At 43.8% G+C, this 15,829-nt stretch carries 17 protein-coding genes; 16 read left to right on the forward strand and 1 reads right to left on the reverse strand.

The window, feature by feature from the left end; translation table 11 throughout:
* Nucleotides 1–68: 68 nt before the first annotated feature.
* From ACFQ3J_RS02200 to ACFQ3J_RS02275, 16 genes are all read left to right on the forward strand, one after another.
* Nucleotides 69–482, forward strand: a complete 414-nt coding sequence (locus tag ACFQ3J_RS02200) for an Asp23/Gls24 family envelope stress response protein (protein WP_091159210.1) — start codon at nucleotides 69–71, stop codon at nucleotides 480–482.
* Nucleotides 483–575: 93 nt separating this feature from the next.
* Nucleotides 576–1,118, forward strand: coding sequence for an alkaline shock response membrane anchor protein AmaP (gene amaP / locus ACFQ3J_RS02205; RefSeq protein WP_091158190.1), 543 nt, complete (start codon nucleotides 576–578; stop codon nucleotides 1,116–1,118).
* A gap of 13 nt (nucleotides 1,119–1,131) precedes the next feature.
* Nucleotides 1,132–1,365, forward strand: a complete 234-nt coding sequence (locus ACFQ3J_RS02210) for a DUF2273 domain-containing protein (RefSeq protein WP_091158189.1) — start codon at nucleotides 1,132–1,134, stop codon at nucleotides 1,363–1,365.
* Nucleotides 1,366–1,511: 146 nt separating this feature from the next.
* Nucleotides 1,512–1,964: a transcription antitermination factor NusB gene (gene nusB / locus ACFQ3J_RS02215; RefSeq protein ID WP_091158187.1), complete on the forward strand. Its 453-nt coding sequence runs from the start codon at nucleotides 1,512–1,514 to the stop codon at nucleotides 1,962–1,964.
* A 76-nt stretch (nucleotides 1,965–2,040) separates the two neighbouring features.
* Nucleotides 2,041–2,898: a bifunctional methylenetetrahydrofolate dehydrogenase/methenyltetrahydrofolate cyclohydrolase FolD gene (folD, locus tag ACFQ3J_RS02220; protein ID WP_091158186.1), complete on the forward strand. Its 858-nt coding sequence runs from the start codon at nucleotides 2,041–2,043 to the stop codon at nucleotides 2,896–2,898.
* 16 nt (nucleotides 2,899–2,914) lie between these two features.
* Nucleotides 2,915–4,276, forward strand: a complete 1,362-nt coding sequence (gene xseA / locus ACFQ3J_RS02225) for an exodeoxyribonuclease VII large subunit (RefSeq protein ID WP_285849989.1) — start codon at nucleotides 2,915–2,917, stop codon at nucleotides 4,274–4,276.
* Nucleotides 4,266–4,520, forward strand: a complete 255-nt coding sequence (gene xseB, locus ACFQ3J_RS02230; RefSeq protein WP_091158184.1) for an exodeoxyribonuclease VII small subunit — start codon at nucleotides 4,266–4,268, stop codon at nucleotides 4,518–4,520. Before xseA ends, xseB begins: the two co-directional genes overlap by 11 nt.
* 44 nt (nucleotides 4,521–4,564) lie before the next feature.
* Nucleotides 4,565–5,419, forward strand: coding sequence for a polyprenyl synthetase family protein (locus tag ACFQ3J_RS02235; RefSeq protein WP_251581003.1), 855 nt, complete (start codon nucleotides 4,565–4,567; stop codon nucleotides 5,417–5,419).
* 98 nt (nucleotides 5,420–5,517) lie between these two features.
* Nucleotides 5,518–7,425, forward strand: a complete 1,908-nt coding sequence (gene dxs, locus ACFQ3J_RS02240) for a 1-deoxy-D-xylulose-5-phosphate synthase (RefSeq protein ID WP_251581005.1) — start codon at nucleotides 5,518–5,520, stop codon at nucleotides 7,423–7,425.
* Nucleotides 7,426–7,548: 123 nt separating this feature from the next.
* Nucleotides 7,549–8,373 carry a TlyA family RNA methyltransferase gene (locus tag ACFQ3J_RS02245; RefSeq protein ID WP_091158179.1) on the forward strand — a complete coding sequence of 275 codons (825 nt, stop codon included), beginning with the start codon at nucleotides 7,549–7,551 and terminating at the stop codon, nucleotides 8,371–8,373.
* 120 nt (nucleotides 8,374–8,493) lie between these two features.
* Complete coding sequence (locus ACFQ3J_RS02250; protein WP_091158178.1) at nucleotides 8,494–8,979, forward strand: hypothetical protein; 486 nt, start codon at nucleotides 8,494–8,496, stop codon at nucleotides 8,977–8,979.
* 27 nt (nucleotides 8,980–9,006) lie between these two features.
* Nucleotides 9,007–9,456 carry a transcriptional regulator AhrC/ArgR gene (gene ahrC / locus ACFQ3J_RS02255; protein ID WP_091158176.1) on the forward strand — a complete coding sequence of 150 codons (450 nt, stop codon included), beginning with the start codon at nucleotides 9,007–9,009 and terminating at the stop codon, nucleotides 9,454–9,456.
* A 142-nt stretch (nucleotides 9,457–9,598) separates the two neighbouring features.
* Nucleotides 9,599–11,320: a DNA repair protein RecN gene (gene recN, locus ACFQ3J_RS02260; RefSeq protein ID WP_251581007.1), complete on the forward strand. Its 1,722-nt coding sequence runs from the start codon at nucleotides 9,599–9,601 to the stop codon at nucleotides 11,318–11,320.
* A gap of 119 nt (nucleotides 11,321–11,439) precedes the next feature.
* The gene (gene spoIVB / locus ACFQ3J_RS02265; RefSeq protein ID WP_251581009.1) at nucleotides 11,440–12,771 is read left to right on the forward strand and encodes a SpoIVB peptidase; all 1,332 of its coding nucleotides are present in this window, start codon (nucleotides 11,440–11,442) and stop codon (nucleotides 12,769–12,771) included.
* A gap of 190 nt (nucleotides 12,772–12,961) precedes the next feature.
* The gene (spo0A, locus tag ACFQ3J_RS02270; protein WP_251581011.1) at nucleotides 12,962–13,774 is read left to right on the forward strand and encodes a sporulation transcription factor Spo0A; all 813 of its coding nucleotides are present in this window, start codon (nucleotides 12,962–12,964) and stop codon (nucleotides 13,772–13,774) included.
* 523 nt (nucleotides 13,775–14,297) lie between these two features.
* On the forward strand, nucleotides 14,298–14,771 hold the full coding sequence (locus tag ACFQ3J_RS02275; RefSeq protein WP_091158167.1) for a hypothetical protein: 474 nt from the start codon (nucleotides 14,298–14,300) through the stop codon (nucleotides 14,769–14,771).
* 152 nt (nucleotides 14,772–14,923) lie between these two features.
* Here the strand turns inward: ACFQ3J_RS02275 and ACFQ3J_RS02280 are convergent, their stop codons facing one another.
* Nucleotides 14,924–15,517, reverse strand: a complete 594-nt coding sequence (locus ACFQ3J_RS02280; protein WP_091158166.1) for a thymidine kinase — start codon at nucleotides 15,515–15,517, stop codon at nucleotides 14,924–14,926.
* Nucleotides 15,518–15,829: the final 312 nt, after the last annotated feature.

A 15,829-nucleotide genomic window follows, 5' to 3' on the forward strand; every position in this document is an offset into this window, starting at 1 on the left:
GAATAATAAGTGCGCATGTCTTTCTTGTGGACGAGAGGAAACTTACTATGAAAGGTGTGTTAAATGAGATGAGCACAGTGCCGACTGAATTTGAGAGAACTGACATTGGCGAGATCCAGATTGCGCCGGAAGTCATTGAAGTCATTGCTGGACTTGCAACCCTAGAGGTTGGCGGCGTGGCAGGCATGAGCGGCGGTTTTGCAGGTGGATTTGCGGAATTGCTTGGACGTAAGAACCTCTCCAAGGGCGTCAAGGTTGAAGTAGGCCAGCGCGAGGCTGCTGTTGATGTTTCCGTAATTATTGAATACGGGCATCGTATTCCTGAAGTAGCTTCTGCAATTCAGCAAAATGTAAAACGCTCAATCGAGAATATGACTGGACTTACGGTCGTGGAAGTGAACGTTCAAATTCACGATGTTCAATTCAAGACTCAGGAGAAGCTTGACGATCAACCTGAGATCAGCCCTCAGCGCGTGAAATAAAATAATTTAACTATAAACCCCCGGCGTCATGCGCCTGGGGTTTAGTCCATCTTTTTAATACTCAGTTGTTGATGTTGGAGGTTGAATACGTTCGTGGCTAAAATACTGGACAGGCTTCTGTTATTTATATACAGCTTGGTTGTTGGTGTGGTATCAGTAATTATCATTCTCTTGTTTAGCGGACTTGTACCTAATTTGGATATATATATTCAGAATGAACAGATGCTGATGGTAGTAATCCTGACGGTGGCGATTATCTTGTTTCTGCTTAGTATCCGTTTCTTCTATATTTCTGTACGGAGGGATCATAACGTTTATCCTTCGGTTGATCAGAAGACGGAATATGGGGATATACAAATATCCATGGAGACGATTGAAAATCTATGTCTGAAAGCTTCATCCAAATTCCGTGGCGTGCGTGAGGTGAAGTCGCGTATCCAGGTCGCCCAGTCCGGTCTTGAAATTACAATTCGTGCTGTAGTTGACGGTGAAAGTTCCATTCCGGAGCTGACAAGCGAGCTTCAAAAGGCAGTACATGATCATGTACAAGACATTACTGGGATTCCGGTAGCAGTTGTATCGGTATACATCGCCAATCTTGTGCAATCACCGAACTATAAGAGTCGAGTGGAATAGAGGTGGTTGATGGATGCCGTGGAAGGAAATCTGGGACACTTATAAAGGCCGGATTGTAGGCATTTCCGGTGGTATTTTTTTAGGTATCATTTATTTGATTGTTGGTTTTTGGGATATGTTGTTCTTTGCACTCGTAGTGTTTATCGGATATACGCTTGGCAGAAGAAGCGATCAGAAGTTTAGTAGCGTCATTCCATGGCGAAGCTGGCTTGATTATTTGCTGAATGTTTGGCGTCCGTTCAAATGAACCCTGTGATATGTTTTTCTTACTCCAAAAAAGAGCTGCAGTCTTCATGCCCGTTTTTGGGAAGAATAGCATAAGCACAGGTTTTTTTGTGTGAAGAATGAATTGCAAATTAGGGATAGATTAGATATGAAAGCAGGAGGCAGGAAATGAAAAGACGTTTGGCAAGGGAAATTGTGGTTCAAAGTCTGTATCAGATGGAAATGAATGAGGTTGAGGCTAAGGCTGCAGTAGATATGCTGTTTGAAGAAGCAGCAGAAGAAAACGAGAGTGGAGTTGTCATTAAGAATGAACCGGTGATGCATGCCTATGTACTTGAGCATGTGCGCGGAATTTGGGAGAACAAAGAAGCACTCGACGGTCTGCTGGCTGATTATTTGAAGGGCTGGCAGGTCAGCCGCTTGTCCCGCGTGGATCGCCAAATTCTGAGACTCGCTGCTTACGAGATGTTGTATCGTGAAGACGTCCCTGCGAAGGTAGCTGTTAACGAGGGGATTGAGCTGTCTAAACATTTTGGGACAGAAGAATCAGGGAAATTTGTGAATGGCGTATTAGGAAAAATGATTCAGGATGTTGAAGCTCTGAAGGCTCGTGTTAAATAATTTCTTAGTTACGACGATTTCTTTATTAAATAATAACCGTTGTTTATAAAGTTTGGATCCAAGGGAGAGAAGAGACATGACGGCAACAATTATTAGCGGAAAGCAAATTTCAGAAGATATTCGCAGTTCGATTACAGAAGAAGTTCAGCAGCTGAAGGCAAGAGATATTGTGCCTGGTCTGGCCGTTGTATTGGTAGGCGAAGATCCTGCATCACAAGTGTATGTTCGCAATAAGGAAAAGGCATGCCATGATTTGGGCTTCTATTCAGAGGTTCATCGTCTTCCAAGTGATACAAGTGAAGAGGATCTTCTTGCTCTTGTTGACAAACTGAACCGTCAGATGAGCATTAACGGTATTCTGGTTCAATTGCCGCTGCCTGGTCATATTGATGAGAAGAAAGTGATTAATGCCATTGCGGTTGAAAAAGATGTGGATGGGTTCCATCCTGTAAATGTGGGTAATTTGGTAATTGGGGACGATAGTCTCCTTCCATGTACACCTGCAGGCGTTATAGAAATGATCAAACGTACAGGGATTGAGATTGCAGGCAAGCACGCTGTCGTCATCGGACGCAGTAACATTGTCGGCAAACCGGTATCACTGCTCCTTCAGCGTGAAAATGCTACGGTGTCGATGTGCCACTCTCGTACTTCAAATATGAAAGAAATTGCGCGTCAGGCAGATATTCTTGTCGTGGCTATAGGACGGGCTAATTTCATCGATGCAAGCTACATCAAGGAAGGTGCCGTTGTCATTGATGTAGGAATGAATCGGCTTGAGAACGGAAAGCTTGCAGGTGATGTGGATTTTGCGAGTGCTAGTGAGGTGTCAGGACCCATTACCCCTGTTCCAGGCGGAGTAGGCCCTATGACAATTACGATGCTGATGCAGAATACTCTGCTGTCTGCTAAGCGTGCTCACGGTCTCGTCTAAAAAGGGAGTGATTCCTCTGGCTGAAGAGCGAATTTATTCAATTAAAGATTTGAATCGTTATATACGTATGAAGCTGGAATCCGATTCTGTACTGACTGATGTGTGGATCCGTGGTGAAATCTCCAACTTCACGCATCATTCCAGCGGGCATATGTATTTTACACTTAAGGATGAAGGAAGTCGGATTAAGTCTATTATGTTTGCGACACATAATCGCAGGCTCCCTTTCATTCCGAAGGAAGGTGCCCGTGTTATTGCACGGGGCAATGTATCCGTATATGAACGGGATGGACAATATCAATTCTATGCAACACATATGCAGCCTGACGGTGTCGGCAGCCTGTACATGGCATATGAGCAATTAAAACAAAAGCTGGAAGAGGAAGGCTTATTTGCCGCTCTACGCAAACGACCTCTGCCCCGCTATCCCAAATCCATAGGCGTGATTACCTCACCGACTGGAGCGGCAGTGAGAGATATTATTACGACCATTACTCGCCGTTATCCACTGGCTGAGGTTTATTTATACCCTGTGCTTGTCCAAGGGAAGACGGCCGCGCCTTCAATAGTACGTGCGCTTGATCTGGTCAATGAGATGGCAGAAGTTGACGTTATTATTGTTGGGCGTGGCGGCGGCTCTTTAGAAGAGCTATGGGCCTTTAACGAAGAAATGGTAGCAAGAGCGATTGCAAGATCACAAATTCCAGTTATTTCTGCAGTCGGTCATGAAACGGATTTTACGATCGCTGACTTTACTGCAGATGTGAGGGCAGCAACGCCGACAGCTGCGGCAGAGCTTGCTGTGCCTCATCAGATGGAGCTGAAGGAACAACTTGCTGGTTACCAGCGTAGGCTGAATCAGAGCTTGATAACAAGAGCGAAGCACAATCGTGATAAGCTCGAACGTTTATCCAAGTCACCCGTTCTTATCAATCCACGCAGAAGTTTGGTGCAGCATACCGAGAGATTGGATCAGCTTCATATGAGGTTATCAAGGTCAATGGATTCGAGGAAAAGGTTTGCAAGAGAGAAGCAGGAACGGATGCGTATGTCGCTCGTTCGTTTTAACCCTTCTGCACAGGTGTCTTCTGCGAAGAGGGAGATTACTTCGTATAGAAAGCAGCTCGAGACCTCGATGGCCTCTCTTGTTAAGGCAAGTCGACAGCAGTTAGGCGCGAATATGAGGCATCTCGATGCATTGAGTCCGCTAAAAGTAATGTCAAGAGGCTATAGTCTTGTGTATGATGAACAGGATAAAAAGTTAGTGAAATCAACCAAAGAGGTCGCTCCTGGTGACTTGGTCAAAATTAAACTGGTCGATGGACAGCTTGCATGCCAGGTCTGGGAGATAAAGGAGGCAAACGAAGATGGCAAATGAGAAGGAGCTGAATTTTGAAGCTGCGATGGCAGAGCTAGAAGAAGTCGTGAACCAGCTCGAACGGGGAGACGTTCCTCTCGAACAGGCAATCGAGCTGTTTCAAAGAGGAATGAAGCTGTCTCAGATCTGTAATCAAAAGCTCGAACAAGTGGAACGTAAGATTGAAATGATCGTAGAAGAAGATGGAGAGTTTCGGAAGCAGCCTTTTGGAGGTAATGAAGATGAGGGCGGTGTCTCTTTGTGACTAGACCATCCATAGAATTGTATATTCAGGATGTGGTTGACTTAATGGCGCGAGAGTTGAGAACCGTATTTCCCGAAGCCTGGGATATTCCTGAACATTTAAAAGAGTCAATGCAGTATTCGCTTATGGCCGGAGGCAAAAGGCTTCGTCCAGCGCTTGTTATCGCAGCATGTGAAGCATTTGGTGTGGAGCGGGAAGCCGCTCTGCCGGTTGCTGCTTCTGTAGAGATGATACATACATACTCGTTGATTCATGATGATTTGCCCGCCATGGATAATGACGATTATCGCAGGGGGCGTTTAACCAACCATAAGGTCTACGGGGAAGCGATGGCTATTCTAGCGGGTGATGCGTTGCTCACTCACGCCTTTTACAGCGTAATCCAAACAGCTCGCAGGTTCAATATTCCATCAGATCGCGTGCTTACCATTGTTGAGGAGCTCTCTCTGCATGCAGGTGCACGAGGCATGGTTGGAGGACAGGTGGCAGATATGGAGGGCGAGCAGGGGATGACATCCTTATCACAGCTCGAATATATTCACCTTCATAAGACGGGTGACCTAATCATCTTCTCTCTTATGGCTGGAGGTAGAATTGGCGGTGCAGATGATGTACAGCTGGAGGCTCTCCGTTCGTTCGGCAGAAATCTCGGTCTTGCCTTTCAGATTCAGGATGATATTCTTGATCTCATTGGAGATGAGCAGAAGCTGGGGAAGAAGACACAGAGTGATGTCAATCAGCAAAAAGTAACTTACCCGTTCTTTATAGGTATGGACCAATCCCTGGCTGAAGTGGAGCGTTTAACGGCTTCCGCAAAAGAAGCACTGATAACAGGCCGTATTCCTGATCCATCTCGGCTGCTGGAATTGGCGGATTATTTGATGAACAGAGATCATTAGAGTTGGCGAGATTTATGATTTAAAGTGGATTGTGGTATAATATACCCTATGAGAATAACTAATTTACAAAAATTTATGAAGGAAAGCGGGGGGTTCACGTGCTCCTTCCACAAATTAAGGGACCAAACGATCTGAAATCATTGTCTGTGGATGAACTTGTTTCGTTATCGGGGGAGATTCGTCAGTTCCTGATAGAAACAATTTCTCGTACAGGAGGGCACCTTGCATCCAATTTGGGAGTGGTAGAGCTCACGATCGCCCTGCACTACGCTTATAACAGCCCTAAAGATAAAATGATATTTGATGTAGGCCACCAGGCTTACGTTCATAAAATATTAACCGGACGAATGGACAAATTTGATACGCTCAAGAAGTATAAGGGGCTGTCTGGTTTCGTTAAGCGTAATGAAAGCGAACATGATGTTTGGGAAGCCGGACATAGCAGTACCTCTTTGTCAGCTGCCATGGGAATGGCTTATGCAAGAGACCTCAAAGGCGAAGACAACAAGGTCATCGCAATTATTGGGGACGGAGCCTTGACTGGCGGAATGGCATTTGAAGCGTTGAATCATATTGGACATGAACAGAAGAAGCTAATGGTCATTCTAAACGATAATGAGATGTCCATTGCTCCTAACGTCGGAGCCATGCATAACTATTTGAGCAAGATCCGCTCTGACAGACATTATCTGAAAGCCAAGGATGAAGTTGAGCTTGTATTGCGCAAGATTCCTGCTATCGGCGGTACACTTGCGAAGTCTGCAGGCCGACTCAAAGACAGCTTGAAATATATGATGGTTCCGGGTGTATTGTTTGAGGAATTGGGCTTTACTTATCTTGGACCTGTTGATGGTCATGATATGCCTAAGCTGATCGAAACCTTCAGACAGGCGGACAACGTTAATGGCCCGGTATTCGTTCACGTTCTAACAACCAAAGGCAAGGGATATAAACCGGCTGAAGCCGATTCCTTCAAATGGCACGGTATTTCACCGTATAAGATTGAATCTGGACAAGTGCTCAAATCTGTAGGCAATCCGATGTATACCGATGTATTTGGAGAAACACTCATTGAGCTCGCCAGAGAAGATGAGCGGATTGTCGCTGTTACTCCTGCCATGCCGGGAGGTTCAGGTCTCATTCCATTTAGCAAGGAATTTCCTGAGCGGATGGTTGATGTTGGGATCGCCGAGCAGCATGCGGCTACGATGTGCGCAGCGCTAGCAATGGAAGGATTAAAGCCGGTATTTGCAGTCTACTCCACCTTCATGCAGCGTGCCTATGACCAGATCGTTCATGATATTTGCAGGCATAATGCGAACGTTATATTTGCTATTGATCGCGCAGGCTTTGTTGGGTCGGATGGCGAAACTCACCAAGGTGTTTACGATGTAGCATTCTTACGTCATATTCCAAATATCGTTGTGATGATGCCGAAGGATGAGAATGAGCTGAGGCATATGATGAAGACAGCACTGGATTACAATGAGGGTCCAATTGCTTATCGTTATCCGAGACTGAATGGTTTAGGTGTGCCGCTTGATCAAGAGCTTAAGTCTATTCCGATAGGTTCGTGGGAGACATTGCGGCAAGGAGAGAATTACGCCATCATTTCAGCAGGGCCTATGATTCCAATTGCGGAAGAAGCGGCAGAGCTGCTGAAACGTGAAGGAATGCAGGTTAGTGTCATTAACGCCAGATTCTTTAAACCGCTGGATCATGAAATGCTTATATCCTTACATGCGAACGACACGAAAATGATTGTGCTTGAAGAAGCATCCGCAGCGGGAAGCCTCGGAAGCAGCATTCTTGAATTCTATTCAGAAGCAGCGCTATACGATACCAAGATTCATATTATGGGGATTCCGGATGAATTCATTGAGCATGGAAGTGTTAAGGAGCAGCGTGAGGAAGTTGGACTTACTGTGCAGGCGGTTAGTGAAGAGCTGCGTAAGTTGAAGCTTACGTTCGCTTATGATCTTCCAAAGACCAGCACACCTTCATGATGAATACGTCAAAATTTAGAAGATGAATAAATTACAAGTCCGGAGAATTATAGAGTCCAACAAATGGGATGGGATATACTCATATTGGACTCTATAGCTTTTTGGTTTAGGACAGGAGAAATTATGTCAGTCCCAAAAGAAAGAATGGATGTCCTGCTCGTAGAGCAGGGATATTACGAAAGCCGTGAGAAGGCAAAGGCAGCCATTATGGCCGGTCTGGTCTATGCTAATGAAGAACGAATTGAAAAACCGGGAATGAAGGTTTCGCGCGAGGCTGCCATTCGAGTGAAAGGCGCGGTACATCCTTATGTGGGACGCGGAGGACTTAAGCTGGAAAAAGCAATTCGGCAGTTCGATATTTCAATGGAAGGTCGAACCATGCTTGATATTGGTTCCTCAACGGGCGGCTTTACAGATTGTGCTCTTCAGCATGGTGCTGCGCATGTTTATGCGATAGATGTAGGTTACAATCAATTGGATTGGTCGCTTCGCAACCATCCACAGGTCACTGTCATGGAAAGAACAAATTTTAGATATGTGACACCTGAGAATTTGACGGGTCCTACGCCGGATACCGCAAGCATTGATGTATCCTTTATTTCATTAAAAATAATTCTTCCTCCCCTAATTCAGCTGCTTAAACAGCCGGCTGATATTGTAGCCCTGATCAAGCCGCAGTTTGAAGCGGGAAGAGAAAAAGTACCGAAGACAGGGGTTGTCAAAGAGCCAAAGGTACATGCGGAGGTTCTGCGTTCCATTCTGGGATACGGACATGAGCTTGGTCTTACACTGTCTGATCTGACATTCTCGCCAATTACAGGTGGAGAAGGAAATATTGAGTTTTTGGCCCATTGGCGTCTGAACGGAGATCGTGTGGAATCCGCTGAGCCTGATTTTGATCATCTGATTGAGTCCGTGGTTAACGAAGCGAACCATACCTTTCATTGAAACTCATCTTACAAAGATGGGTTTCTTTTGCTGGATATAAATAAAACCATCTGATTCCCATATTTCTCAAGAGGATATTTTTTTTGGCTAACGAATATCTCCTTGTGAGAGGTGAGATGCATGGAAGGCCAATATGATAAAATTGTTATCGCGTTTCTTGGGATCATTATAGTATTCTGGGTGTTGTATGGGATTCGCAGATGGCTTCAGGAGCCGGTTCCTGAACAGCTTCCAGAACTTGTACTCAATGAAGAAATTCAAGAGCATCCTGCACTCGAAATTTTGGAAAGAGAAGGTTATGAGGTGATCGGAGGGAGGCTCAAAGTCCCGCTGACCTTTCAGGTCGACAAGCAAACGCTGTACAGCCGCCTGTTTATTGATTATGTAGCTGAGAAGGAGGATGAGGTATTCATTGTGAAGACCTCGAGAAGCCGGATGCCGCAAGAATGGACAGGCTCTGGACTTAGAGATCGCCTTCTACCTTATTTGCTGCTGTACCCGAACTGTAACGGTTTATTGTATGTTGATACGGACGATAATAACTTGAAGCTAATAACGCTTATTGATGAAGATGATTATATTTGGGAGCATGAAGACGAATATTAATTTATAGATCATTGGATGGAGGCAGGTATGAAGGGACAACGACATATTAAAATCAGGGAAATCATTAGTCAGAATGACATTGAGACGCAGGACGACCTGGTCGAAGCTTTACGACAAGCGGGTTATCAGGTAACTCAGGCAACGGTATCACGCGATATCAAGGAATTACTGCTTATTAAAATTCCAACCGATGATGGAAGGTATAAGTATTCACTGCCTACGGATCAACGATATAATCCGGGGCAGAAATTGAAACGGGCCTTGGTCGATAATTTTCTCAGCGTGGATTATACGACGAATCTCGTGGTTATGAAGTTTTTGCCAGGCACAGCCAATTCAGTTGCCGCACTCCTAGACAGCATTGAGTGGCCAGAGGTTATGGGCACAATTAGCGGTGATGACACGATCCTGGTGATATGCAGAACAGAAGAGAACAGCAAGACCGTCATTAATCAAATCATGAGTTACATTTCTTAATCATAATTTCAAAAAAACAGACGAACGTATGTTTCTTTTTGGTGAGAAATAGTGTAAAGTATACATCGAAGATGAAAATAGCAACAAGTGTTCCCTTCTAGCTGTAGAAGGGTGACACAGTTATCATTGGAGGTGTTGGAACATGCTTTCCACATTATCAATCCGAAATTTAGCCGTTATCGAAGCAGTTGATGTACATTTTCATTCAGGATTTCACGTGTTGACCGGGGAGACGGGCGCAGGTAAATCAATCATAATAGATGCTTTGGGACTGATAGCGGGAGGACGAGGCTCAGCAGATTTAATCCGCTATGGCTGTGACAAGGCAGAGATGGAGGCCTTATTTGAGCTTTCTGTTCAACATCCCGTATGGAACACGCTTTCGGAGCTGGGAATACAGGCGGAGGCGGATGAACATCTGGTTATTCGCCGTGAACTTACAGTTTCGGGTAAGAGTGTATCCCGGATCAATGGTCAGCTCGTGAATCTGACAATGCTTCGCGAAATTGGAGAACAATTGATCAATATCCATGGACAGCATGAGCACCAGAGTTTACTTAGAGCAGAGAAGCACTTAGGTCTGCTCGATACATATGGAGAAACGATAATTCGACCTATCAAAATAAAATATAGTGAGCAATACCGTGCTTTTGTCAAAGTGGAGAAGAAGCTTAGGCAGCTTCAGGAATCCAGTCAAAAAGCATACCAAATGCTTGATATGTACCGATTCCAGTTGGAAGAAATTGCAGCTGCAGGTCTTGTTCCTGGTGAAGATGAATCCCTTGCCGAAGAAAGGGTCAAACTATCCCATAGTGAAAAGATGATGGATTCGGTATCAGGTGCTTATGAGCTGCTTCACGGTTCACATGGACTCGAAGCAGTGAGCTATGCCATTTCGAAGCTGGAAGATATTAATGATTACGATCACAAAGGAATACACCCAATTCTGGAACAGCTTCAATCTGCATTTTATCAACTGGAGGATGCGGCTTTTCAGCTTCGCAGCTACCGGGATGGAATTGAATTTAATCCGGTTCGGCTATCCGAGGTCGAAGAGCGCCTTAATATGATTACCGGATTGAAGCGCAAATATGGCGAAAGTGTAGAATCCATACTTCAGTATTATGTTCAAATTGAACGAGAAACCGATCATCTGGAAAATAAGGATGAACGCTTGGAGAAACTGCTCGCAGAGCGTAATCAATTATTAGAGGGATTGTTGGAAACAGCAGAAGAAATGAGCGAGGCACGCAAGATTTGTGCTGAAGAGCTATCCAATCAGGTAGAACAAGAACTCAAGGATCTGCAGATGGAGCGAACTTCAATGCGTGCCCAGATCTCCATTATGGAAGATCCCAAAGGTGTGGAATGGAAAGGAAAGCGTATTCGAATTACTAAGCATGGGATTGACAATGTAGAGTTTCTTATTTCACCCAACCCGGGTGAGCCCCTTCGTCCATTGGGCAAAATTGCATCCGGCGGTGAAATGTCCAGAATTATGCTTGCATTAAAGAGTATATTTGCACGCCATGATCAAATACCTGTGCTCATATTTGACGAAGTGGATACAGGTGTCAGCGGCAGGGCAGCTCAATCTATTGCTGAGAAACTGTTCATCCTGTCTTCAACTTGCCAAGTATTCTCAATAACCCATTTGCCTCAGGTTGCATGTATGGCAGATCATCAGTATCTAATTGAGAAGAATGTTCACGATGAACGGACAATGACTCAGGTGGAGTCCTTATCAGAGCAGGGAAGAGTGACAGAGCTAGCCCGTATGCTGGGTGGTGTTGAAATTACAGAAAAGACATTGCATCATGCTCAAGAAATGCTGAAACTTGCTGAAGCCAAAAAAGGGGCATAACTGCTGTTCGGAACAATGATTGACAGTAATAAAAGGACCTGGCCAAGGTTATGTTATAGTTACGCAATTGGCGACCACCTTTCGTCAGGCGAACGAAGCAAAGGGAGTGTGACAGCCACTTGAAGCCTAGCCTTGGAAAGAAACTAATCGGTCTTATTGTTGTCTTCTCTATCTGTCTCATTGGACAGACCCTATTGCCCGTATTTAGTTACGCATCATTGCCGGATGAGCTTCATCTGTTCGCCGGACGTGAAACAGATCTTGAAGTAGCTGCTCCAGTCGATCCAAGCGTGTCTGAACATCCTGAAGTTCTGCAAGTTAATCTTAGCAAGAGTCTTAAGGATGAATCCAAGTCCCACTCTGTTCATCTGTATCCGCAGCGTGAAGGAGCCACTAAACTTACCTGGAAGCTATTCGGTAAAATTCCGTTCAAAACAACGGATGTCACGGTCGTTCCTGATCTCAAGGTTGTGCCAGGTGGCCAAACTATTGGTGTCAAAGTCAAGTCAGCAGGAATATTAGTGGTAGGTCATCACTTGGTTCGTTCCGCTAATGAGACACCGATATCTCCTGGTGAAACAGCAGGTATCAAGCTCGGTGATTTGATCACTCATATGAATGGGAAGTCGTTAACTGGGGTAAGTGGAGTAGCAGATGCAGTGCTCGAAGCTGGAAAGTCCAAGAAGCCTATTGAGATTACGCTGACTCGTCAGGGAAAAGTCATAAATACCAAGATTTCCCCCGCATTTGACGAGGAAGATAAAACATGGCGACTCGGACTCTACATTAGAGATTCAGCAGCAGGTGTGGGGACCTTAACCTTCTATGCTCCCGATCAAGGTGTATACGGAGCATTAGGTCATGTTATTACAGACATGAACACACAAACACCGATTGTCGTAGGAAGTGGAGAAATCGTACAATCCAATGTTACCTCTATATCCAAGAGTGAGTCTGGGGATCCTGGAGAGAAGAGAGCTCATTTCTTCAAAGAGAGCAAAATCCTTGGTAACATTGAGCGCAATACTCATTTCGGTATTTTTGGCAAAATGTCAGATAATCCGGAGCACAGCCTGTATGGTAAACCGATTCCTGTCGCCTTCGCTCATGAAGTAAAGGAAGGACCGGCAGAAATTCTTACCGTAGTCGACGGGCAGAAGGTTGAACGCTTTACTGTTGATATTGTTCATGTATCTGATCAGTCTCAGCCGGCAACCAAAGGGATGGTTATTCGAATTACAGATAAACGTCTCATTAACAAAACGGGTGGAATTGTACAAGGTATGAGTGGAAGCCCGATCGTGCAAAATGGGAAATTAATTGGCGCGGTCACTCATGTATTCGTTAACGACCCGACGTCAGGATATGGATGTTTTATTGAGTGGATGCTGCAGGATGCTGGAGTCGTCATTCCTCAGAAAAAACAAACAACAAATCTTAAGGCCAGTTAGAGCCTTAAGATTTTTTTGTCGAAATAATAAGAACTTAATCATAAATTGAAATAAAATACAATATTATAAATCAACGGATATAAAAAATAAAGAAAAATAATTTTCGACAGAAGGAATTTCCTCCCCTATGTCGAAAATCTAAGGGGTAAGGGAATGACGAATCAATAATTGTCTAAGGGAGGAAATACACTTGCAAAAAATCGAAGTATTATTGGCTGATGATAACAGGGAGTTCACGAATCTGCTAGCTGAATATATATCGGAGCAAGAGGATATGGAGGTAACAGGAATCGCTTATAACGGCGAGGAAGTTCTTCAGCTGATTAGTGACGGAAGAGCCGTTCCTGACGTCTTGATACTAGATATTATTATGCCGCATTTGGATGGCCTTGGTGTGCTGGAGCGTTTGCGCGAATTGGATTTGTCACCGCAGCCTAGAGTCATTATGTTAACTGCATTTGGTCAGGAGAACATTACGCAAAGAGCTGTTCAATTAGGAGCTTCATATTACATTCTGAAACCATTTGATATGGAAGTGTTGGCAAATCGTGTTCGTCAGCTCATTGGTACTCAAACTATTACAAGCAGCGGTAGCTCACAAGTAATCTCCTCCTCCAACAAGTCAAATGTCGTTCCAATTGGAAAAACAAAAAATCTGGATGCAAGCATTACATCCATTATTCATGAAATTGGTGTACCGGCTCACATCAAGGGCTATCAGTATTTGCGTGAAGCCATTACAATGGTTTACAACAATATTGAGATCCTGGGTGCGATCACCAAAACGTTGTATCCAGCCATCGCTGAGAAATTCAAGACCACTCCATCACGTGTTGAGCGCGCTATACGTCATGCGATTGAAGTGGCTTGGACTAGAGGGAATATTGATTCTATAAGTCATTTATTTGGATACACCATCAACATCAGTAAATCCAAGCCGACCAATAGCGAATTCATTGCGATGGTGGCTGATAAGCTGAGAATCGAACATAAAGTGTCTTGAAAGGATAGAGATAAATAAGCACTGGCTGTTTATTTATCATTTTTCCCTAGTTCTGAAACCGAGAGACGTAAATGAATAAATATTCATGCGCTTGCCGAAATTGTAGGTAGGCGCTTTTTCTAGGGAAAAGACAGAAGGGAGCGAGGGTACGCTGATGATGTATATGATGATTGGTGTTGCGGCTGTTGTTATGATCATTACTGCCTTGAGATGGAAGAGCAGAAAGCGATCCAAGAAAAAGAACAATGTCATTTACTTGAAAAATGTTCGAAAACAGCGTACATTACAAAAGTGCTCCAAATGTAACAAAAAAAGTAAGCTTCAATTTTACTCAGATTCAAGTGGAAATGTTACCGGTATGTGTAAAGAGTGTGAAGGGAATATGAACACTCAAAAAATGCTTCCGCTATGACAATTAACCACATAAGGAGCGTTATGGTATTATTGGTGGTTATTACATTACATTTTGTTTTGCTTTCGATTTACAATTGTAGTACATTAGCAGAGAATAAGGAGGATTCTAATGTACTCAAGTAGACAAGACGATACGTTATACATCATGACATACACACTAAGCAGCGGTATCAAGGGAACCGTTCCTTTGTCTAGCAAACAAATCCAGGATTGGCTCCATTGCTATAAGAGTGATACGAAATTTATCGCAGAGATTGGCAAAGAGTTCTTTGGATTGAATCCGACACTCGTATCGGATTTTAAAGTGCATAATCAATTTTCAGATTATCAGAACGTGATCATGCCGGTACAGCAAGACAACATGGATCGTTTATCTACCGCATATCGTGCGAACGAAATTCTGATGAAGATTGATTGCAAATGTGGAACCGCTTATGTAACGGAATCTCCTTATAAGCGAACGAAGTGGTACTGCACTAAATGTAAGGAAATTGTATTCCTCGATATGAAGAAGGGCATGGTGGAAACCTCGCGGGGAGATGCATATTACATGACCAATAAATATTTTGTGACCAGAGACTAGTCATGCGAGGCCAATATGGTGCTTACGCTTGTCTGACAGCTGAGATATAAAAAGGAGTGACCGACATTCATACGGACACTCCTTTTTATTAGGGCTCTGATCGCTGCCGAGGCTTGAAGAAGAGCGGATAAATATTGTTTTCTAAAGGGTATCTAGCACTTTACCTTATGGGGAGGTACGAAGCATTTTCTGCATCGCGGCTCATACGCTTCTGAATCACCAATCATAATGACGGGTCCGAGAGTCACGGGCTCTCCATTAACAATTCTTTGTGTGAATACGGCTTCAGAACTTCCACATACAGCACAAAAGGCTGTTAATTTTTCAATGTCATCGGAGATGGCCAGCAATCCGCCGATATAGCCGAACTCCTTCCCACGATAATCCATATTTAATCCGTCGACAATGACGTGCTTTCCACAGTAGGCCAGTTCCTCCACGATATCCATAATCTCACGGCTGAAAAACTGTACTTCATCAAAAGCAACCACATCAGCATCTTCGGTTTCAGTCATGATTTGTTTTACAATTTCAGGAGTCAGCTGTTTAGGAATGGGAATGGCAGGCAGCTTATAACCAATTCGGCTTACGATTTCATCGACTTCAAAACGATCATCTTCTGCGGGTTTATAAGCGACTACTTTGCGTCGGCCATACTTGATTAATTTTTGACAGCGTCGAATAAGCTCACCTGATTTCTCACTGAACATGGGACCTGTAATGACAGTAATGCGACCTTTGGGCACGGTAATAATCTTCCTCTCTCTGTTACTATTCCGCTTGAAACTCTACTTACTTGAATCAATTTCATCTTTTTATTGAGCTATGAAATTGATTTACTTATGATAAAAAGTGACATTTAAGATAGAACAAATGCTTAAAGATATCATTGTTCTTTAATTTAATCTATCCCGATAGAATGAATTAAAGTTTTTATTGGCTCTTTAATTCAATCTATCAAGATAGAATGAATTAAGGCATTGTTAGTTCTTTCATTCAATCTATCAAGATTAACATATCCAAATGTGTTGAATCCACTATTTTATAGTCAATTAGAA

The sequence above is a fragment of the Paenibacillus provencensis genome (genome assembly GCF_042678545.1).
Classification (GTDB): Bacteria; Bacillota; Bacilli; order Paenibacillales; family Paenibacillaceae; genus Paenibacillus; species Paenibacillus provencensis.

What these genes read in the sequence shown, in the direction of transcription:
- ACFQ3J_RS02200 (WP_091159210.1), top strand. Translation starts at nt 69, where the DNA reads ATGAGCACAGTGCCGACTGAATTTGAGAGAACTGACATTGGCGAGATC.
- ACFQ3J_RS02210 (WP_091158189.1), top strand. Translation starts at nt 1,132, where the DNA reads ATGCCGTGGAAGGAAATCTGGGACACTTATAAAGGCCGGATTGTAGGC.
- nusB (WP_091158187.1), top strand. Translation starts at nt 1,512, where the DNA reads ATGAAAAGACGTTTGGCAAGGGAAATTGTGGTTCAAAGTCTGTATCAG.
- folD (WP_091158186.1), top strand. Translation starts at nt 2,041, where the DNA reads ATGACGGCAACAATTATTAGCGGAAAGCAAATTTCAGAAGATATTCGC.
- xseB (WP_091158184.1), top strand. Translation starts at nt 4,266, where the DNA reads ATGGCAAATGAGAAGGAGCTGAATTTTGAAGCTGCGATGGCAGAGCTA.
- ACFQ3J_RS02235 (WP_251581003.1), top strand. Translation starts at nt 4,565, where the DNA reads ATGGCGCGAGAGTTGAGAACCGTATTTCCCGAAGCCTGGGATATTCCT.
- ACFQ3J_RS02245 (WP_091158179.1), top strand. Translation starts at nt 7,549, where the DNA reads ATGTCAGTCCCAAAAGAAAGAATGGATGTCCTGCTCGTAGAGCAGGGA.
- ACFQ3J_RS02250 (WP_091158178.1), top strand. Translation starts at nt 8,494, where the DNA reads ATGGAAGGCCAATATGATAAAATTGTTATCGCGTTTCTTGGGATCATT.
- ahrC (WP_091158176.1), top strand. Translation starts at nt 9,007, where the DNA reads ATGAAGGGACAACGACATATTAAAATCAGGGAAATCATTAGTCAGAAT.
- recN (WP_251581007.1), top strand. Translation starts at nt 9,599, where the DNA reads ATGCTTTCCACATTATCAATCCGAAATTTAGCCGTTATCGAAGCAGTT.
- ACFQ3J_RS02275 (WP_091158167.1), top strand. Translation starts at nt 14,298, where the DNA reads ATGTACTCAAGTAGACAAGACGATACGTTATACATCATGACATACACA.